The following is a 20,843-nucleotide window of genomic DNA, read 5'->3' as shown; positions in this document are numbered from 1 at the left end:
GCAGCCGAACTGTTCGATCACGGTATTCGTACCGCACCGGCCATTGTCGATGTGACAGGCGCGCGGAACCGCAGACAACGACGAAAGGGCGGCCACCTCCGATTCGACCGTGTCACAGACGAACACGAACCGATCCGATGGTGGCCGCCCTTGTCGACGGCTCGCCGATCAGCCTGCCAGGTGAGCCTCGATGGACTCGATGATGCGCGGACGCAGTTCGGCGGCGCGGATGACCGCGTCGACCGAACCGACCTCGACGGCGCGCTGGATATTGTGCACGCGGTCGAATTCGGCGGCGACCTCGCCGAGTTTCTCGGTACGCACCGACGACCGCAGTCCGTCGAGTTCGGCGGTGAGCGCCGCCCGGTCGGTGCCGGTCGCGTGCACCACGCCCGCTTCCAGGTCACGAATCCGAGGATCGGCGGCGGTACGGGAGTCGACCTCGCCCGCGAACACCACCGCGGCGGCGGGTGCGCCGCCGAGGACCGAGGCGAACGAACCTTCCAGCGCGAGCACTGTCATGCTCGGGTTCAGCGCCTTCGAGAACACGACGAACGCGCCGCCGTGGTACCGGGAGATCACGCAGAACACGATCGGACCTCGGAAGTTCACGATCGCCCGGCCGATCTCGGCGCCGTACTCCAACTGGAGTTTCCGCATCGACTCCGGGGAGCCGTCGAAGCCCGACAGGTTCGCCAGCACCACCAGCGGACGATTGTCGCTGGCCGCGTTGATGGCGCGCGCGGCCTTCTTCGACGACCGCGGGAACAGGGTGCCCGCCGTGTAGGTGTCGGGTCCGTCGGTGGACGGGAACCCGCGCCGCTGCACACCCTGGGATTCGATGCCGAGCAGGCAGACCGGGATACCGCCGAGGTGCGCGTCCTGCACCACCGCGGTCTCGGCGTCGGCCATGCCGGCCCACCGCTCCAGCACCGGATGGTCCTGGTCGGCGACAGCGCGCATGACGGTCCGGATGTCGAAGGGCTTCTTACGATCCGGATTCGACGCCGCCGAGAAGATCTGGCCGACGGTCGTGAAATCACTGCCCTCGATGACGTGCGGGAAGTCGCAGACATCGCGGTCGATCGGATCGTCGGTGCGCGCGCGCCGCGGCGCCTGCTCACCGGGAGCGATGTAGGTGTGGTCGTAGTGCGACATCAGGACTTCGCGCGCGCCGTTCAGATCCGGCGCCCAGTACTGCGCCTGACCGTTCGGGCCCATCACCCGGTCGTAACCGCCGATGCCGAAGTTGTCCTCGGCCGACACGCCACCGGAGAAGTCCAGCGCGTGCTTACCGGTGAGCACCATCGCGGAATCGGGCGTCATCACCAGGATGCCCTTGGTGTGCATGAGCATCGTCGCCTCGGCGTTCCAGTACGGCTGGGCGCCGACGTTGATGCCGGTGACGACGATATTGATCTCGTTGCCGTCCTGGGTGAATTCGACGATCCGCTTGAGCGCGGCCGCCACCCAGTCCATGTTCTCGGTACCCGACTCCATCGAGATCCTGGCGCCCGAGGACAGCGCGTACCACTCCAGCGGCAGCCGCATCCGATCGGCGAGATCGAGCGCGCCGATGATGCGACGGCATTCCGGTTCCGACAGCGCGCCGAGCGATTTCGTCGGATCGCCGAGCAGCACGACGCGCTTGACGCCGTCGGGATGACGCTCGGTCGGGGTGCTGACCACACCGGCGACGATCGCCGCCTTGTTCTGCCCCTTGGGCCGGTCGACCGGCACCAGGGCGTGGTCGGCGTCCAGATCGTATTCGGCGAAATCACCGAGCAGACCGGTCAATTCGTACGGGTAGACGGTGTTGCGGCTGCTGGCCCGCAGCACCTTCTGACGGTAGGCGTCGATCGGCTCGACCGGCTCGTCGGACGGCTCGCCGACGAGTACCCGGGTGTTGCCGGTGGCGTCGAAGGAGACCCGGATCTCGACCTTGGTCAGTTCACCGGTCCTGCGGTCGACCTGGCGCGCGATGAGCAGGATCTCCTCGAGCCCCGCGCCCGCCGTCGTCGGCCGCACGTGTCCGGCGACGGTCTCCAGCTCGGCGGGGGTGACGTCGATCGGCGGCCAGATGTACATCACGATGCGGTTGGTGTTGAACCGCTTGGCCGAGGGCCGCCGTGACTGCGCGCGGCGGATCGAGTCGAGGCAGGTGGCGATGGTGGCCTCGGCCGTCGGCAGGGCGAGCAGCCTGCCGTCGTGCTCGCGCAACGCGGCCAGGTCGCGCACCTGCGCGAACGCGATCAGGCGATCGTCGGAAGGGTTCTCCTTCGCGACGGCACGGAACAGGTAGATCTCGTCGTCGTCGGAGGACGGCAGCCGGGTGAGGTCGAATTTGCGCAGGCGCTCCATCTGCATGCGCTGGGCGATGTAGGGGTGCAGGCCGCGGATCAACCGCTCCTCGACCATGCCCGTGCTCGACCGGCGGAAGGTGAAGTGGTGGTGCATGACCGCGCCGCCGCTACCCGCGACGGTCGCGGTGATCCGGTGTACCTGGGCGGGCAGCAGGTGCGCGCTGAAGACCTCGTGCAGTGCCGTCGCCATGGCGTCGAAATCGTCGGGCTGGCGCTCCCAGCCGAGGTAGATATCGGCGTCGACGACCCCCGCGCTGCCCGCGACCTCGACGAGTCCGCGGACGGCCGTGTCGAGTTCGTCGAAGCTCACCGCGGTCGAGACGAGGCTGAGTCCGTCGCGCTCGGCGATCACGAACGCGCAGCCGCCGACCTCGCGGGTGCGCACATCGCGCAGACCCTTGTTGCCGTAGTACCGGCGGGTCAGCACCTCGAGCATGACGCTGTTGTCGAGGTTGCCGCGTACCAGACGCTGCCCGAGCAGGCGGACCAGCGGCTCGGTGCTGCTCACCATCTCCGCGACGCGCTCGGCGCGATCGGGCGAGGTGGGCTCGGCGTCCAAGTGACGCAGATGGTTACGGACGTTGGTGTACACGCGGGCACGGTTGCGCCGCAGCAGCGGCTGGCCGAACCAGGCGTAGACCACGCCGCGCGCGAGATCGGCGATCGCGGGGAAACGCACCTGCGTCGCGGCAACCAGCCGCTCCAGCCCGAGACCGACCGGCTCGCGCAGCGCCCGGTCCGGCACCGGCTCGGTCAGCCATTCGCGCAGCAGCGTCGTGATGACCGTGACGGTCGCCGACGGGCGCTGCTGGGCCAGGAAGATGCGGAAGACCGCGGCTTCGAGTTCGGGGGTGCGTTCCAGATCGGTGACGCCGTAGTGGCCGAGCGCCTTGGCGAGTTTGGCCTGGAACGAGGCGGGCACACCGGCCCGTTCGACGTCGAGGCTCTGCAGATACGTGTGGAAGTACTCGCGGGAGCTGTGGACGTGGCTGTTGCCGGTGTCCTCGCCGGAGGTCCTGTTGTGGCTCAGGTCGGCGAGGTCGGTGAACACCTCGACGAGTTCGAGTTCCCCGCCCAGCGGCCTGCGGTTGTCCGCGATGGCCTCCTTGCGGACGAGGAGGTAGTCGCCGAGTACCCGGCTGTCGTCGTGCGGGTCGACGTCGAAACCGAGCAGCAGGCTGCGCAGATCCTCCTGACCGCGCACGGTGCGCTCGTGCGGGCGGACCCGCGCCGACCCGGCGGGCAGGTCGAGTTCGACCGATCCGGACGCTGCCACGTCCTCGGCCTCGGCGTCGTCGACAAGCGGTTCCAGCCGCATCAACGGCGCGCCGGTCTCCACCTGGCTGCCGACCGAGACCACGCATTCCTTGAGCCGCGCCTTGAACGGCGCGCGCAGCACGGTCTCCATCTTCATGCTCTCGAGCACGAGAATCGGTGCGCCCGCCTCGACCTCGGCGCCGACCGCGAGCGGTGTGGCGACCACGAGCGCGGGTGCGGGCGAGCGGACGACGCCGCCCTCGTCACGGCTGACGCGATGCGCGACGCCGTCGACGTCGACCAGATGGATCGGCCCGTGCGTGCCGGTGATCAGGCGGTATCGGGTGCCGTTGACCACGATCTGGCCGGTGTGCCGGTCGAAACGCTCGAGATCGACGTCGGCGGTGTGGACCTCGCCGCCCGCCTCGATGCCGATCCGGAAGCGGTGCGCGCCGATCCGGGCGACCCGCACGCGGTAGCCCGCGCCGCGCAGTTTGAGATCGAGCGGACGGCCGCTCTCGTGCTGCACCTGCGGACGGCCGCCGGAGGCGGTGGAGAGCAGGCGGTGCCGCTCGGCTCGTTCCTCTTCCTCGTAGGCGTCGATGGCGGCGGCCGCCAGCGCGATGGCGGAATGCTGGTGCGAGACCAGCCGTCCCTCGCCGCGCACGCGGTCGATCCAGCCGGTGTCGGCGCTGGCGTCGATCACCTCGGGCTGGTTCAGCAGGTCGAGGACGAAACTCTTGTTGGTCGCGCCGCCCTCGATGACCACCCGGGTCTGCGCCACGGCCCGGCGCAACCTGCCGAGCGCCTCGTCGCGGTCGCGTCCGTAGGCGATGATCTTGGCGATCATGGAGTCGAAGTCGGCGGGGATGACATCGCCCTCGCTGACACCGGTGTCGACGCGGATACCGGGTCCGGCGGGCAGGTCCAAGCGGACGATGCGGCCGGGGGCGGGCGCGAAATCGCGGTCCGGATCCTCGGCGTTGAGCCTGGCCTCGATGGCGTGGCCGCGCTCGGCGGGCGGCTCGCCCTCGAGCCTGCCGCCGGAGGCCACCGTCAACTGGGCGCGCACGAGATCGAAGCCGGTGGTGTACTCGGTGATCGGGTGCTCGACCTGGAGTCGGGTGTTGACCTCGAGGAAGGCGAACAGCTCGTCGCCCGGGTGGTAGAGGAATTCGACGGTCGCGGCGCCGCGGTAACCGACCGCGATCGCCAGTCGCTCGGCCGAGGCCTTGAGGTCGGCCACCTGGTCGGCGCGCAGCACCGGCGAGGCCGACTCCTCGATGACCTTCTGGTTGCGCCGCTGTACCGAGCAGTCGCGCACGCCCAGCGCCCACGCGGTGCCCTGACCGTCGGCGATCACCTGGACCTCGACGTGCCTGGCGCCGGTGACCAGCCTTTCCAGGAACACCACGCCGCTGCCGAAGGCGCGCGCGGCTTCCTGGCGGGTGCGCTCGTAGGCGTCGACGAGTTCGTCGGCGTTGGTGATGACCCGGATGCCGCGGCCACCGCCGCCCGCGGTCGCCTTCAGCATCAGCGGGTAGCCGACCTGCGCCGCGGCCGCCAGCGCGTCCTCGACGGTCTCGACCGCGCCGCGACTCCACGGCGCGACGGGTACGCCGACCTCCTCGGCGATCAGCTTCGCGCCGATCTTGTCACCGAGTTTGCGCATGGCCTCCGGGCTCGGGCCGACGAAGGTGACCCCGATCTGCTCGCACAGTTCCGCGAAGGCCGGATCCTCGGCCACGAAGCCCCAGCCGACCCACGCCGCGTCGGCGCCGGTCTCGAGCAGGGCGGTCTTCAGCGCTTTCAGGTCCAGGTACGGACGCGCGGCGGCCGGACCGATGTCGTAGGCGATATCGGCTTCGCGCACGAACGTCGCGTTGCGGTCGACATCGGTATGAAGAGCGACGGTTTCGATCGGTCGCCCGGTCTCCGAGGCCAGATCCCGGACGGCGTGGATCAGCCGCATGGCGGCTTCTCCTCGATTGACGATGGCGATGCGGCTGAACACTCGCCGCTCCTTCCTCCACAGTAGGCCCGGTCGACAGGCGCGGGGTTTCATTTTCTCAGTTCCGCGTAGTCTGCACCTTTATTCGTCATCTGCCCACAGCGTTCGACTGTTACTCGCCCGTATCCCCGGATAAGGGGGCGAACAGCCCGTCAACGGCGTGTTGCCGAGCGACGAAATCGGGGCGGGAGCGCATCCGGCGGGGCGTCTCGCCGACCGGGTACCCCACCCGCGCCCCTCTCCCGGCGCGGTCGCCTTCGACCTCACCCGGGATGCTCGCCCTCCGGTCGACACCCCCGACGGCCGAGCACGCGACGGCGACCGCCGCTCGACTCGAACCGGTGTCGCGCGTTCGGCGGTCACCGGACGAATTCTCTCCACGCCCGGTTACCGGAATGCGATCCGAAGATCACGGTTCGACTTTTATTTCTGTGGGGTCGGTCACAGAAGGTTTATCGGCAAACTCCCAGCATACGCACCGGTCCATAGGGCATGACCTGGGCTTTCCAAGATCATCAATTCCTGCCGTTCAACTTCCGTTCATCTCGCATTAATCTCTTGTGATCAAGCTGAGATCCGGTCGAGCACAACCCGCACTTCGGTTGGACCGATAAGTAGATCCACACATATTCGGAAACGACCGCACGACAGATGCGTTTCGCACAGCGCGGTCATCGGAGAATCCGGCGGCACGAGCCGTGAGCACATTCTCCCCCGCGACGGCGGACCTCCCGGCACCGACCGGGCACCTCCCCCGCGTCGCGCGCAGGCCGCCTGCCTCACAACAAAATCCGAAAACAGCATATGCACCACCGATTCGGACGGGACATATCGACGAGTTCCCGTCGCGTATCAGCACTGCCCGAACCCGGCTCGAACACCTTCGGACACGATCAAGGAACCGATTCGCACATGCCTGACACCCGCTTTCCCGCTTTCCGTCTCCCGTCGCTGCGTAGCGGCATCGCCGTCGCCGTGGCCGCCGCGGGCGTCATCGCCCTCGGCGGCTCCGCCGTGACCGCCCAGGCCGACGACAGCGTTGCGGCGGGTGTCACCCCGGTCGCCGCGACCCCGATCGACTTCCCGATCCCCGGCCTTCCCGAACTACCGGGCCTGCCGCCGCTCCCCGCGTTCCCCGGGCTGCCGTTCCTCGCGCCGCCCGCCCCGGTCTACCCGGACAACCTCGACGGCTGGATCCGCCACGCGCTCGACATCATGGCCGTGCGCGGCATCCCCGGCAGCTACGACGGCATCCACCGCAACGTGATGCGCGAATCCGGCGGCAATCCCCAGGCCATCAACCTCTGGGACTCCAACGCCGCCGCGGGCATCCCGTCCAAGGGCCTGCTCCAGGTGATCGACCCGACGTTCGAGGCCTACCACGTCGAGGGCACCCCCTTCGATATCTGGGACCCGGTCGCCAACATCACCGCGGCCTGCAACTACGCCGCGCACCGCTACGGTTCGATGGACAACGTCAACGGCGCGTACTGATCCGTACCGACACGAGTGCCTCCCCGCCGTCCGGCGGGGAGGCACTGTCGTCTCCGGGGCGACTCAGCCCGCGGTCGGCACGATGGTGGCGGTGATGGCGTGGATCGTCCCGTCGGGGATGACGAACGTCTCGGTGATCTCCACGGTCAACAGTCGGACACCCGCGACGCCGGAGTCGAGCAGATACCGGGTGGTGACCACATCACCGGCCTCGTCGATGGTGAGATCCCGAATGCCCTGGATCACCCGGTACTGCACGCCGTGATTCAGGTCGTTCGCGAGCTGCGGCCCGGAGTATCCGGTCTGCAAACCCGCCTCGACCCGTGTCGCGTCGGGCGCGAAGGGCACCGCACTCGCGTCGTGTGAGACGAGGGCGTCGATGTAGGCCCTGGCGACGGCCGCTCGCGGCGTATCCGTCGAATGCGGTGCGGCCGAGGTGATTCCGGAACACAATCCGGTCGCGGCGAGCACCGCGCCCGTCAGGACCGACACACGTTTCATTCCCATCCGCCGATCGTGACCCACATACCGCGGCCGCGCAACAGCATCCGCGCGCGGATGTTCCACATCGGCGGGCACCCCTGCTATACGCTCGCACAGCCAGCATCGCCCGGCGTGGCCGACGAACTCGTGAGCGCGGCCGTCCGGCGACGGCCGACTCGATGAGGAGCTCAGCATGGGAGAACTCGACGACCGCGTAGCGGTGATCACCGGAGGCGCGCGGGGGCAGGGTCGCGCGCACGCGATCACCATGGCGAACGCGGGCGCGGACATCGTCGTATGCGATATCGACGAGGAGATCGCGACCGTGCCGTATCCGCTCGGCACCGGCGACGATCTCGCCGCGACCGTCGAATCGGTCGAGAAGGCAGGCCGTCGGTGCGTCGCGATCAAGGCCGATGTACGCAGCCGGGATCAGATGAACGCGGTCGCCGAGCGGGCGATGGAGGAATTCGGTCGCATCGACATCCTGGTCGCCAATGCCGGAATCGCCACCTACAGCACCGTCGCCTCGATGGACGAGCGCATGTGGCAGGACATCATCGACGTCAATCTCACGGGCGTCTTCCACAGCGTGCGCGCCGTGGTCCCGTACATGATCGAGCGCCGATGGGGCCGGGTGATCGCGACCTCCTCGATCGCGGCCAAGATGGGTGTTCGCCACATGGCCCACTACACCGCGGCCAAGTGGGGCGTGATCGGCCTGGTCAAATCCCTGTCGATCGAGGTCGCCGGATACGGCATCACGGTCAACGCGCTGCTGCCGGACGCGGTCGACACCGACATGATCAACAACCCCGCCATCTATCGGCAGCTCATGCCGAAGAAGGACAATCCCACCAGAGCCGACATCATGGCGATGGTCGCCTCCGGGCCGCCCAACTCCGACTGGATAGACCCCGCCGAAATCGCCGAAGTGGCACTGCTGCTCGCCTCCGAGCGGGGACGCCACTTCAACGGCGAGGCGGTGACGATCTCCTCGGGCAGGAGCGCGGGCACCACCTGAACCGATCCTTCCCGGGACCGGAGTCGGTCCCGGTAGACATCAGCGGACACTATTTTCCCCAGTGGGGGAAATATGCCCGAAAACGCTCCGGCACGCGCACGCGGGGTGTAGCAAGTGCAGTGTGAGCAACGGCCCGCGCGGATGAAACGACGACTTCTCGTGCTTGTGGTGTCGGCACTGTTGGCCGCAGGCTGCGGCACGACGAACACCGAACTCACGGAGAACGATTCGCCGATCTCGACACTGTCGAGCGAATTCGGTTACCTCGGCCCGGTGTGCCGGGACGGAAACCCGACGCGCGCCTCCACCCGTGGAGTCACCGCCGAGACCATCCGCGTCGGCGTGTTCACCGACTTCGGTTTCACCAAGAATCCCGAGTTCATCGACGCGGCAATGGCATTCGCGTCCTGGTGCAACGCCCGCGGCGGTATCGAGGGGCGCAGGATCGAGGTCGCGGTCCGCGACACCAACCTCACCGAGGTGCGACAGCGCATGCTCGAATCCTGCGACGAGGATTTCGCCATCGTCGGCGGTGGGGCCGGACTGGACGCGCTCGGGGTACGGGAACGACTGAGCTGCCTGCTGCCGAGTTTCCCCGCCCAGGTGGTCCAACCACGCAGCGTGGGAGCCGATCTGGAGTTCAGCGCCTCGCCCACCGCGCTCCCGCGCCACGATATCTACACCGGCTTCCGGCACTGGCTGGTCAAGGAGGCCTATCCCGAATCGATCGGCAAGATCGGTTCGTCACCGCCGACTCTCCGGTGTCGAAGGTGCTGGCAGACAAGGGCAGGGAGAGTTTCCAGGCGCTCGGGGCGACGATCGTCTACGACGACCCGCACCCCATCGTCGGCATGACGAATTGGATGCCGATCGCGCAGACGATCAAGGACCGGGGTGTGCGCGGTCTGGTCTTCAACGGCGAACCCAGCCAGCTGGCCAAGCTCGAGCAGGCGCTCACCACGCTCGGCCACCGACCCGACTGGATCGACGCGACCAACAACAACTACTCCCCCGCGTTTCTCAAGGACGCGGGCGCGTCCATCGGTTTCCAGAACAATGTCGCGGATCTCGGCGGTGTCGTGCCGTTCGAGAAGGCCGAGACCGTCACCGCGACCCACCAGGTCAAGGCCATTTTCGACGAGTACGCGCCCAATGCCAGGATGAGTTTCCCGCAGCTGCGCGCGATCTCGGCGTGGCTGTTGTTCGCGATGTCGGCGGCCGAATGCGGCGACAACCTCACCCGCCGATGCGTGTACGACGCGGCGTCCTCGGAGACATCGTGGACCGCGGGCGGGCTCCAGGGCCGGATAGATCTGTCCAATCCCCTCGTGCCGAAGAGCTGTTTCAATGTCGAGCAGGCGACGCCCGAGGGGTGGCGGCCCGCCGATTTCACACCCGACACCGGCCTTTTCCGGTGCAACATCCCGCTGTACAAGTTCCGCACCGACTACGGCTCACCCATGACCCTGGCCGATGTGGGCAAGACATTGAGCGATGTCGAATAGGGGAAGGTCAGCATGGTGCGCCGGTGTTTGCGGGTGGGAGGCTGTTCGGCAATAAGTGAATACTCATTCTTTCGTGCGCTAAGCTCTCGGGCAGTCGGACCCCGGCGCGTTCCGGGCCGCTGAACGACCACGGAGGTGTTGTGTGAAGGCGGAACTTCGGTCCCCACGAACGGCGCTGCGACCGGTCACCGACGCGGTGTCGGCGGTCGGAGTCCTGAGCAGACGCGGGATGTTCGACTGGCGTCATCCCGGCGAGATGATCAGGACGATGCGTGATTCGGCCGTCTACGGTCCTTTCGTCACGGTGCTCGCCCATTCGACGCGCCTGGATCCCACCGCCGAGGCGATCGTGGACGAACGCGGACCGCTCACCTTCGGTGAACTCGACCGCCAGTCCAACGCGCTCGCCCGCGGTCTCGCCGCCACCGGGATCGGTGGGGGAACCGTGATCGCGGCGCTGTGCCGTGACCATCGGGGCATGGTGCTCACGCTGCTCGCCGCGGGCAAACTCGGCGCGCGAGTGCTGCTGATGAACACCGGATTCGCCGGGCCACAGCTCGCCGCCGTCGCCGAACGCGAGAAGGTCGGCGCGATCCTGCACGACAGCGAGTTCACCGCACTACTCGGCGCGATCGGGACCGAGACACCGCGCGTACTCACCTGGGTCGACGGCGACGTCCCGGAGGGGGCGGCGGTCATCGACGCACTGATCGCGGCGAATTCGACCGACCCACTGCCGGCCCCGGCGCGGCCCGGCGGCCTCGTCATCCTCACCAGCGGGACCACCGGCACCCCGAAAGGCGCTCCACGGGACAAGGTTTCGCCGCTGCAATCGGCACAATTCCTCGATCGCGTACCGCTGCCACGCGGCGGCACCCTGGTGATGGCCGCACCGATCTTCCACGGCACCGGCCTGTCGCAACTCACCCTCGGCTGGGCGCTCGGCAACAGGATCGTGTTCGAGCAACGCAGATTCGACCCCGTCCGAACGCTGGCCGATGTGGCCGAACATCGCGCGCAGACCCTCGTGGTGGTCCCGACCATGCTGCAACGGATCATCGACCTCGGACCCGAGGTGCTGGCGAAATACGACACCTCGTCGCTGCGGGTGATCTTCGCCGCCGGATCGTCGATCTCCCCGGACCTGAGCCGCCGCACGGCCGAAACGTTCGGCGAAGTGCTCTACAACCTCTACGCCTCCACCGAAGTCGCCGTCGCCGCCGTCGCGACGCCCGAGGATATGCGGCTGGCACCGGGAACGGTCGGCCGTCCACCGGTCGGCTGCCGCGTCGCGATCTACGACGAGCAGCGCAACAGGATCACGACACCCGGTGTCGTGGGCACGATCTTCGTCTCCAGCGGACTCAGTTTCGCCGGATATACCGACGGCAGGCACAAGGAGTCCGTCGACGGACTGCTCTCCAGCGGTGACGTCGGCCATTTCGACGCCGAGGGAAGGCTTTTCATCGACGGCCGCGACGACGACATGATCGTTTCGGGCGGTGAGAACGTCTACCCGCTCGAGGTGGAGAATCTGCTCGTCGCCCGTCCCGACGTGCTGGAGGCGGCGGTCATCGGCGTCGACGATCGCGATTTCGGGAAACGTCTGCGCGCCTTCGTCGTACTCGCCGACGGCGCCGAGGGCGACCCGCAGGAGATCAGGGATCACGTCAAGGCGAACCTCGCCCGGCACAAGGTTCCCCGCGATGTGCTCTTCCTCGACGAACTGCCACGCAACGCGACCGGGAAACTGCTGCGCCGCGCCCTCCAGGACATCGACGCCGAGGACGCGAGCGCGGCGCGGCCCGAATAGGCCCGTGGCGGTTCAGGCGGCGTGGATGGGACTCCTGCTCTCGATCGCGGCGGGATCGGGGTTCGCGATGGGCAACCCCAGGAAACGGCGCGCGTTGTCGCCCATGAAATCGTAGGTACGCCGAACGTCCATCCCTTCGGCGTATTTCCAGAACCCCTTCGGCTCGGCCAGTCCTTCCGGATGCGGGAAATCCGAACCGAAAAGGACCTTGTCCCAGCCGACGGTGTCGACGACGTCGGCCACGCAGCCCTCCCAGAACGGGCTCACCCAGATATTGCGCCGGAACACCTCGTGGGGATGCTCCGGAAAGTTCTGCGGCATCTTCTTGTACAGATCCTCGAAATCGTGGAACAGCGGGTAGATCCAGCCGCTGCCGTTCTCCACGCTCGCGATCCGCAAGTTCGGGAAACGAGTCAGGGTGCCGTGGCAGATCAGACTGGTGATCATGTCGGCGATCTCGCGATGCCCCAGCGCCATCCACCGGAACGGGCTCTGCGCCATGAAATTCGCCGTATGCGGCGGTTCCCACTTGGCGATGTAATCGTCCAGCGGCGGATAGCTCGCGTGCAGCACGATCGGCAGACCGGCGGATTCGACATCACGCCAGAACGGATCGAATTCCGGAAGCGCCGGTGAACGCCACCCGTGCAACCCGTTGACCGGACCCGGCTTGATCAACGCGGCCTTCGCGCCGTGTTCGAGGATGTAGGCCAGTTCGCGCTGGGCGGCGTCGACCTCGGACAGGTTGATGATCGGGGTCGAGAAGACCCGGTCCTCGTAGTTGTAGGACCAGTGCTCGACCATCCACTGGTTCAGCGCGTGGATGATCGCCAGGGTCAACTGCGGGTCGTCGGCGGCCGAATGCTCGACCAGACTCGCCAGGGTCGGGTAGTTGAGCGCTTCGACCACCCCTTGACGATCCAGTTCGGCGACCCGGTCCGCCGGGTTCCGGGTCGAGGCTGGCGCCTCGATCGCCGGACCCTGCATCTCCCGCAGCGTCAACCCCTCGGTATTGAGGCCCGCGAAGAACTTCTCGTGCGCGCCCGGGGCCGCGACGCGTTCGAAGGTCGGATTCGGGATGAAATCGGTGACCCTGTTGTTGATCACGATCCGGGTCTGGCGACCGATCTGCGCGAACTGCACCGCACGCGAATACTCCTCGGGCAGAAACCTCGTCAACGCCTCCGGCGTCTCGTACATGTGCTGATCAGCGTCGAAGATCGGCGCATCCCGGAAAGGTTCCTCGGCTCGACTCACGATCGCGCTCCTCGGGTAGAGGGGATCGCCATGGTCGCGGCCGCCCGCGCACGTGCGCCGACATCCATCCGATCCCTTTCGAACTGTGCGGATAATTCTACTGTAATACATACAGTATATCCGACGCCCGATCGGCGACAGTCAGGACCGCATCGGTCGGTTCTAGTGCTTCTTCGCCTTGTTCGGCTTCTTCTTGACCTTCGGCTTGTCGTGGTCGGGCTCCCACTCGTAGCCCGCCTGGTTCTGTTCGCAGTGATAGTTCTCGACGAGGACGTCGCCGCGGTCGAGTTCGCACCAGCGTTCGGACTTACTACAGGAAGTCAGACCGAGCGTCGCGGACAGCGCGACCCCGAGCACGATCGCGGTGGCGTGGATTCGGGTACGACGGATCGTCATCGAGGCTGCTCCTTCAGGTCTGCTGCCGAATCGGTGTACACGGCGGTATCCCGGCGCATGAACAGCATTGGGGTACGAGGGCGGAATGTCCAGCACAGGCGGCGCGGTCGTCACCGGCCCGACGTCGACCACCAGGCTCGAGCGTCACGAGACGATCCCCACGGGCACCCCGATCCCCGACCATCCCGACTTTGTGTAGGCTAACCAAAGTTTGAGGCAGTGACCCGGTTCGGAGACGGTATGAGCAGGCGCATGCGAGGGATCCGGCGGTCCGGGCACCTGCCCGTCGAGGTCGCGATGCGAACACTTTCCGTACCCCGATCGAAGGACAGATAACCCATGGCGCGCAGAGGATTCCAGGGGGCGGTGCTACGCGGCTTCGGCGTTCAATACCACACGGCCACCGTGCTGCACACCGAGCAGACCACCCCGCGTATGCGCCGGGTGTGGCTCAGTTCGTCCACCCTGTTCGAGGATGTCACGGTCGAACCGACCGCCTGGCTACGCATCTGGTTCCCCGATCCGGAAGGTTCCGACACCGAGTTCCAGCGTGGTTACACCATCGCCGAAGCGGACACCGGATCCGGCCGCTTCGCGGTGGATTTCGTACTGCACGAACCGAGCGGTCCGGCGTCGGCGTGGGCATGCGCGGTGCGGGGCGGCGAGACGATCGAGGTGACTTCGTTCGGATCGAAGAACTTCTCGGTCTCCGAGGAACTTCCCGCGGGCTACCTGCTGATCGGCGACTCCGCGTCGATACCGGCCATCAATTCGATCCTTGCCGCGGTACCGCACCATGTGGCGATCGAGCTGTATCTCGAACAGCACGAGGAGAACGATCTCGCCATACCGCTGACCTCGCACCCACTCGCACGGGTGCACTGGGTGCCGCGGACCTCCGAGGAATCGCTCGCCGCGGCGCTCGAGGTTCGGAACTGGTCGAACTGGTACGCCTGGACCGGACCGGAGTCACAGTCGCTCAAACACATACGCGCGCGTCTTCGTGACGAGTTCGGCTTCCCGAAGAAGGACGTGTACGCGCAGGCCTACTGGGTGCACGGCCGTTCCATGGGCAAACAACGCGACGGCTCGGAGAGCGAGGCCATCGAATCGCCGGCCGCGACACTCACCCCGTCCGTCATCGAACCCGAAGCCGGCGCGGCGGTCGTCGCCGCGTCCCCTGTCGCCGATGCCGGGCAGGCGCCACGTGGCAGCTGGCGCTCGCAGGCGGGCGGACGGTTGTTCGCCGAACTGCGCCCGAAGCTGATCGTCGCGGGCATTCTGCAATTCCTCGTGACGCTGATCCAGCTCGCCCCCTATGTGCTGTTGGTCGAGCTGGCGCGAAACCTCCTGACCGAGCGTGACGAATCCACCCTGTGGTCGCTGGGACTCTGGGCGCTGGCGCTGCTGGGCATCGGCGTGCTGTTCGAATCGGCGTTGCAGCTGTGGCTGCACACCGTCGACGCCCGCTTCAGCCGAGACCTGCGCGGCCGACTGCTGAGCAAACTGGCGCGGCTGCCGCTGGGTTGGTTCACCGCGCGCAGTTCGGGCCGGATCAACAAGCTGGTCTCCGGCGACACCCTGTCGCTGCACTATCTGGTGACCCACGCGGTCACCGACGCGGTCTCCGCGATCGTCGCGCCGCTGACGGTGCTCGGCTACCTGTTCTGGGTGGACTGGCGACTCGCGCTGGTACTGCTGGTTCCCGTCCTCGGCTACATCTTCACGATGTTGACGATGATGGCGCAGTCCGGGCCGAAGATCGTGCAGTCGCAGCGGTGGGTGGAGCGGATGAACGCGGAATCCACCTCCTATCTCGACGGCCAGCCTGTCATCCGCGTCTTCGGCGGCGCCGCGGCCTCGCCGTTCCGGCGCAGCCTCGACGACTACATCGCCTTCCTCGACGGCTGGCAGCGTCCCTTCGTCGGCAAGAAGTCCGCGATGGATCTCATCACCCGGCCGGTCACCTTCCTGTGGTTGATCACCGTCGTCGGCACGGCGCTGATAGCGACCGAGCGACTCGATCCGGTCGATCTGCTGCCGTTCCTGTTCCTCGGCACCACCTTCGGCTCCCGCCTGCTCGGTATCGGTTACGGACTGTCGGGCCTGCGCGAGGGCGGTATCGCCGCACGCAACATCCAGGTGGCCCTCGACGAGACCGACCTCGCGGTACACGAGGACGGCGCCGCCCCGAACCCGGCGGACCCGCCGGGTCGTGTCGTCTTCGACCAGGTCGCCTTCGGATACCGGCCGGGAGTCCCTGTCGTCGAGAACATCTCGCTCACCTTGGAACCCGGCACCGTCACCGCCCTGGTCGGCCCGTCCGGCGCGGGCAAATCGACACTGGCGGCCCTGCTCGCGCGCTTCCACGACATCGATCACGGCTCGATCCGGGTCGGCGGACGCGACATCACCACGCTCACCCCGGACGAGCTCTACACACAGGTCGGTTTCGTATTCCAGGATGCCCAGTTGGTGCACGCCACGGTGCGCGAGAACATCGCGCTCGCGGTACCCGACGCCTCGGACTCCGCGATCGAACAGGCGGCGCGCGACGCGCAACTGCACGAACGCATTCTGCGGCTTCCGCAGGGCTACGACACCGTCCTCGGCGCGCAGACCACGCTGTCGGGTGGCGAACGCCAACGCCTCACCATCGCCAGGGCGCTGCTCGCCGACACCCCCGTCCTGATCCTGGACGAGGCCACCGCTTTCGCCGACCCGGAATCGGAATACCTGGTGCAGCGGGCGATCGACCGCCTGACCACCGGGCGGACCGTGCTCGTCATCGCACACCGTCTGCGCACCGTGACCGACGCCGACCGGATCGTGGTGCTCGACGGCGGCCGCGTGACCCAATCGGGCACGCACAGCGAACTACTCGCCACCGACGGGCGCTACCAGCAGCTGTGGCACGCCGGTTCCGTCGTCGACGATACGAAGGAGAACGCCCGATGAGGCGCACCCTGCTGAGCCTGCTACCGACCGAACATCGTGGACGTCTGGCCTGCCACCTCGCACTGACCGTCCTCTCGACCATCCTGCGCGCGATCGCCGTCGTGCTCGTGGTTCCCCTCGTATCGGCGTTGTTCGGCGCCGAACCGGCCGAGGCGTGGCCGTGGGTCGGCGGGCTCACCGTCGCGGTGGTGGCGGGGTGGATCATCGATTCCATCACCTCGCGGATCGGATTCGATCTGGGATTCACGATCCTCGACAACGCCCAACGCGATATCAGCGCGCAGGTCGCGCGTATTCCGCTGCGCTGGTTCACCGATGACAACTCGGCGATCACCCGCCGCGCCATCGCCACCACCGGCCCGGATCTGGTCGGTCTCGTCGGCTACCTGGTCACCCCGCTGATCCAGGCGGTGCTGCTGCCGATCATGATCGCGGTGGCCCTGATCCCCATCGCGTGGCAGCTCGGGCTGGTCGCTCTGGTCGCCGTCCCGCTGCTGCTCGGGGCACTGTGGGTGACCGGGGTCATCACCCGCGAGGCCGATCGGGTCGCCGCGGCGTCCAACAGCGCGCTCACCGAACGGATCCTCGAATTCGCCCGCACCCAGGCGGCATTGCGCGCCGCTCGGCGCGTGGAACCGGCGCGCAGTCAGGCAGGCGACGCGCTCGCGGCGCAGCACGGCGCGACGGTTCGCCTCCTGTTCCTGAACATTCCCGGCCAGGTGCTGTTCGGTCTGGTCGGACAGATCGCACTGGTCACGATGGCGGGCACCACCGCGTGGCTCGCGGTCCGGGGAACCGTCGGTATCCCCGAGGCGATCGCGCTGATCGTCGTCATCGTGCGGTTCATCGAACCCTTCAACGCTCTGGGCGATCTGGCTCCCGCCATCGAGACGAGCCGCAATACGTTGCGCGATATCCGTACCGTCATCGATGCCCCGGGACCGGCGCCCGAGACCCTCGGCGATCCGGCGCGGGGCGCGGACAGCGCCGCCGCGGTGGTACTGCGCGATGTCCGCTTCGACTACGGGCATGTCGCGTCCGGATCGACGCCCGTCCTCGACGGACTCGACGTCGAATTCCGTTCCGGTGAGGTGACGGCGGTCGTCGGGCCGTCCGGTTCCGGCAAGACCACCCTGCTCTCGCTGGTGGCGGGGCTGGAGGAACCCACCTCGGGCAACGTCGTCGTCGACGGGATCGACCGCGGCGATCTCGATCCCGCACTGCGTCCCGTGGTGACCAGTGTGGTGTTCCAGCAGCCGTACCTGTTCGCTGGAACCATCAGGGAGAACGTCCTCGTCGGCAATCCGAGCGCGGACGCCGACCGCATCGCGACGGCACTGCGGCTCGCGCGGGTCGACGAGTTCGCCGCCCGACTGCCCGACGGGCTCGACACCGTCGTCGGCGACGCGGGCACCGCCCTGTCCGGCGGCGAACGTCAGCGTGTGTCGATCGCCCGCGCCCTGCTCAAGCCGTCGTCGGTGCTACTCGTGGACGAAGGCACGAGCGCGCTGGACGCGGAGAACGAGGCCGCCGTCGTCGCCGCGATCACCGACGACCCGCAGCGTCGCACCCGCATCGTGGTGACCCATCGACTCTCGACCATCGCGGGCGCCGACCGCGTGCTCTTCCTCGAGGGGGGTCGAGTCGTCGAAGACGGCACGGTCGAGGAGTTGCTGGCGGCGTCGGGACGTTTCGCGGAGTTCTGGGCACACCAGCACGATGCCGCCGGATGGCGGATCACCTCCGAACCCGTTCCGGTCGGCGATATCTGAGCGACCTACGCGGGCGGGGACGGACAGCGAGTCCGCCCCCGCACCCGGGACCGGAGGCCAGAACACGACGGTGGCCGTCAGCGAGTTGTTCGCTGAAGGCCACCGGAGTATTCGTGACCGACCACCTGAGATCACGGGCGATTCGGTCGTAGGGTACGGCTAGCTACCCTTCATATCCGACACGGACAGGCGCACCGTGCCCGCGACGAAGACGATCAGGCACAGGACGGCGAAGTAGAGCAGCGAACCGTTCTGTCCGCCGAAGAGACTTTTGATCGTCGACAATTGACCGGCGCCCAATTCACCGTTCTTGAACGGCGACAGCCGCTGCACGAACAATCCGAGATCACCGGGAATGAAGGTAGCGAACACTTCGATTCCGAACTTCCAGAGCAGGATGATCATCACCACCAGTCCCGGTTTGGGAACCAGCGCCGACAATCCCAGTCCCAGTGCGCAGATCAGCACGGTGAAGACGGGAACACCGAACAACAGCCGGATCCCGTCGGCGGAGAAGGCATCGACCCGGCCCCAGATCGACGGGAACAGGTTCGGAAATCCCCACAGGATGACGAATGTCGTCATGAGGGCGGTGACCGCCGCGATCACACCGAACACGATCAGCTTGGCGACCGGAAGCATCCATCTGCGCGGCTGTATGACGAAGGCGGTCTCGATCGTGTTGTTCTTGAACTCCGCGCACATCGACGACACGCCGCCCGACATCAGGATGAATGTCGAGAAGACGAGTATCCAGTAGGCGGCGTTGTTCGTGTACATACCGCCGCCGCCGTTGATCGTGTTCGACTCCGTGGCCTTGGCGATTCCGAAATTCAGCGATACCGGTATCAGGACGGCGAGCGGTACGACCGCGTACCACAGGGAATTCCGCCACGAGAGTTTCGCCGACTCGCTGCGCACCGCTCGGCCCAGATGACTGAGGACTGTCACTGCTCTCCCTTGCCCGCGGCGTACTCGACGCTGCCCGCGGTGACATCGATATAGGCGGACTCCAACGGCCTGGCACCCGAACCTTTCGCCACCAGGTCGGCGTTACTCGTGTCGGACAGGATTCGCCCTCGGCCCATGATGACGATCCGGTCTCCGGTGATCTCCACCTCGGTCAGATTGTGCGAGGCCACCAGGAGGCATTTACCCTCTGCGGCCAAACCCACGAACAGTTCGCGCAACCAGAGGATTCCTTCGATATCGAGCCCATTGGCCGGTTCGTCCAGCACGATGGTGCTCGGATCACCGAGCAGGGCGGAGGCGATGCCCAATCGCTGGAGCATGCCGTAGGAGAATCTGCCGACCTGCCGTTTCGCAACCTGGTCGAGTCCGACCCGCTCGAGCACACCGGCGACATCGGATCTCGGCAGCCCGCCCAGCCCGGCCTGCCACGAGAGATGTTGTTCGGCGGTATGTTCGGGATTCCGCGAGAAGGCGCCGAGGCTGAATCCGATCTCGTGTATCGCGTTGCCGAAATCCCGAAGTCCGCGGCCGTTTATCGAGATCGTCCCCGAACTCGGCCGCACGAGCCCGGCGATCATCCGCATGACTGTGGTTTTTCCCGCACCATTCGGTCCGAGCAGATAGGTGATCGAGCCGGGTTCGGCGTCGAAGGTCACGCTGTCGACGGCGAGATTCTCACCGAAGCGCTTGGATACACCGCGGACATTGAGCATGTCGAATTCCTGGTAACTATCGAGGACTGCCGGTCGTGAAAGAGCCGGCAGAGAAATCGGATTCGCGCTGTCCGACAGCGCAGAACGGGGCGACTCGGGCGAACGCACAGCGCGCGCCGGAAGTCGCCCCGAGTGGCCTACCGGGAATTCAGTATCCGAAGTCGGGGTTGCCCGAGCACTGCAACTCCTGGCAGATCGCCTTCCAATCGAACTTCCACAGGCCGCCTTCGCGGATGAAATAGTAGTTCGTGGTCTGAGCCGGAAAACCTGCCATGAGTCCTTGGACCGTGACCGACAGGCTGTTGCCCGATACCTGGATCGGGCCGGAGACTCGTCCCTGGATGGAGAAGAAGTCCATGGTCGTGCTGGTCTGCATCACACGCTCGAGCGCGTCTCGGGCGCTCGGCCCGTTGTAGCTCACCTCGATCTTGGGCTCGAGGGAGATATTCGGGTTCCAGAACGCGGCGAATTGCTTTTCGATCTGGGCGGCCGACGGCGCATCGGCCCGGACGTACAGGTCCGAGACCGTGGAATCCCGAATCGACACATCAGCCGAAGCTGGTTGAGCCGAGGCCAATCCCACGAGAGCGGTGAGAATACAGACGACGGCTAATCTGATGACTTTCGGCATGGCAGCCCTTCTTGAACCAGCGAGCGAGAGAACGCGGCGGGTCGGTATTCGCGACACGATCAGTGCTCGCCTCGTCCGCCGACGCTGCTCGAGTGTGCTCTCGACAGAGCGAAACCCACTCGGGCAAACGTAACGTTAACGACCTCGAGTTAGGCAAGTCAACCCTAAGTTTTTCCGACCCGGATCTCGCGGCC

General features: G+C 66.8%; 14 protein-coding genes. 7 read left to right on the top strand and 7 right to left on the bottom strand.

Annotated features, from left to right (window positions below; translation table 11 throughout):
* Positions 1-168: 168 nt before the first annotated feature.
* The gene (locus DAT37_RS07960) at positions 169-5,634 is read right to left on the bottom strand and encodes an ATP-binding protein (protein ID WP_109524071.1); all 5,466 of its coding nucleotides are present in this window, start codon (positions 5,632-5,634) and stop codon (positions 169-171) included.
* Positions 5,635-6,543: 909 nt separating this feature from the next.
* Between DAT37_RS07960 and DAT37_RS07955 the strand changes: the two genes are divergently transcribed.
* Positions 6,544-7,125, top strand: coding sequence for a transglycosylase SLT domain-containing protein (locus tag DAT37_RS07955; RefSeq protein ID WP_198654148.1), 582 nt, complete (start codon positions 6,544-6,546; stop codon positions 7,123-7,125).
* Between the two features lie 63 nt (positions 7,126-7,188).
* On the opposite strand, the gene DAT37_RS07950 is transcribed toward DAT37_RS07955, so the two are convergent.
* Positions 7,189-7,632, bottom strand: coding sequence for a hypothetical protein (locus DAT37_RS07950; protein ID WP_232839586.1), 444 nt, complete (start codon positions 7,630-7,632; stop codon positions 7,189-7,191).
* Positions 7,633-7,801: 169 nt separating this feature from the next.
* Here DAT37_RS07950 and DAT37_RS07945 point away from each other — a divergent pair, with 169 nt between their 5' ends.
* The 4 genes from DAT37_RS07945 to DAT37_RS07935 all read left to right on the top strand — a co-directional run bounded on the left by DAT37_RS07945 (position 7,802) and on the right by DAT37_RS07935 (position 11,950).
* Entirely contained in the window at positions 7,802-8,632 is an 831-nt protein-coding gene (locus DAT37_RS07945) for a mycofactocin-coupled SDR family oxidoreductase (protein WP_109524070.1), read from the top strand.
* Between the two features lie 168 nt (positions 8,633-8,800).
* The gene (locus tag DAT37_RS45325) at positions 8,801-9,487 is read left to right on the top strand and encodes a hypothetical protein (RefSeq protein ID WP_232839585.1); all 687 of its coding nucleotides are present in this window, start codon (positions 8,801-8,803) and stop codon (positions 9,485-9,487) included.
* Complete coding sequence (locus tag DAT37_RS45320) at positions 9,394-10,137, top strand: ABC transporter substrate-binding protein (protein ID WP_232839584.1); 744 nt, start codon at positions 9,394-9,396, stop codon at positions 10,135-10,137. Before DAT37_RS45325 ends, DAT37_RS45320 begins: the two co-directional genes overlap by 94 nt.
* 229 nt (positions 10,138-10,366) lie before the next feature.
* A complete protein-coding gene (locus DAT37_RS07935; protein WP_232839634.1) occupies positions 10,367-11,950 on the top strand; it encodes an acyl-CoA synthetase in 1,584 nt (527 codons plus the stop codon).
* Between the two features lie 12 nt (positions 11,951-11,962).
* Here the strand turns inward: DAT37_RS07935 and DAT37_RS07930 are convergent, their stop codons facing one another.
* Together DAT37_RS07930 and DAT37_RS07925 are read right to left on the bottom strand one after the other, a co-directional pair.
* Complete coding sequence (locus tag DAT37_RS07930; RefSeq protein WP_109524068.1) at positions 11,963-13,150, bottom strand: amidohydrolase family protein; 1,188 nt, start codon at positions 13,148-13,150, stop codon at positions 11,963-11,965.
* 219 nt (positions 13,151-13,369) lie between these two features.
* Complete coding sequence (locus tag DAT37_RS07925; RefSeq protein WP_109524067.1) at positions 13,370-13,603, bottom strand: hypothetical protein; 234 nt, start codon at positions 13,601-13,603, stop codon at positions 13,370-13,372.
* Positions 13,604-13,942: 339 nt separating this feature from the next.
* On the opposite strand from DAT37_RS07925, the gene DAT37_RS07920 reads away from it, so the two are divergent.
* Both DAT37_RS07920 and DAT37_RS07915 read left to right on the top strand, forming a co-directional pair.
* The gene (locus tag DAT37_RS07920; protein ID WP_109524066.1) at positions 13,943-16,561 is read left to right on the top strand and encodes an ABC transporter ATP-binding protein/permease; all 2,619 of its coding nucleotides are present in this window, start codon (positions 13,943-13,945) and stop codon (positions 16,559-16,561) included.
* Positions 16,558-18,333: an ABC transporter ATP-binding protein gene (locus DAT37_RS07915; protein ID WP_109524065.1), complete on the top strand. Its 1,776-nt coding sequence runs from the start codon at positions 16,558-16,560 to the stop codon at positions 18,331-18,333. Before DAT37_RS07920 ends, DAT37_RS07915 begins: the two co-directional genes overlap by 4 nt.
* A 159-nt stretch (positions 18,334-18,492) precedes the next feature.
* On the opposite strand, the gene DAT37_RS07910 is transcribed toward DAT37_RS07915, so the two are convergent.
* From DAT37_RS07910 to DAT37_RS07900, 3 genes are all read right to left on the bottom strand, one after another.
* The gene (locus DAT37_RS07910; protein WP_109524064.1) at positions 18,493-19,284 is read right to left on the bottom strand and encodes an ABC transporter permease; all 792 of its coding nucleotides are present in this window, start codon (positions 19,282-19,284) and stop codon (positions 18,493-18,495) included.
* Complete coding sequence (locus DAT37_RS07905; RefSeq protein ID WP_109524063.1) at positions 19,281-20,018, bottom strand: ABC transporter ATP-binding protein; 738 nt, start codon at positions 20,016-20,018, stop codon at positions 19,281-19,283. The genes DAT37_RS07910 and DAT37_RS07905 overlap by 4 nt, the downstream gene beginning before the upstream one ends.
* A gap of 148 nt (positions 20,019-20,166) precedes the next feature.
* Positions 20,167-20,565, bottom strand: a complete 399-nt coding sequence (locus DAT37_RS07900; RefSeq protein WP_109524062.1) for a hypothetical protein — start codon at positions 20,563-20,565, stop codon at positions 20,167-20,169.
* Positions 20,566-20,843: the final 278 nt, after the last annotated feature.

Source organism: Nocardia aurea (assembly GCF_003123685.1).
GTDB classification, from domain to species: Bacteria; Actinomycetota; Actinomycetes; order Mycobacteriales; family Mycobacteriaceae; genus Nocardia; species Nocardia aurea.
Note: the sequence above shows the minus strand (reverse complement) of the source record. Positions and strands in the feature narration are given on the sequence as shown.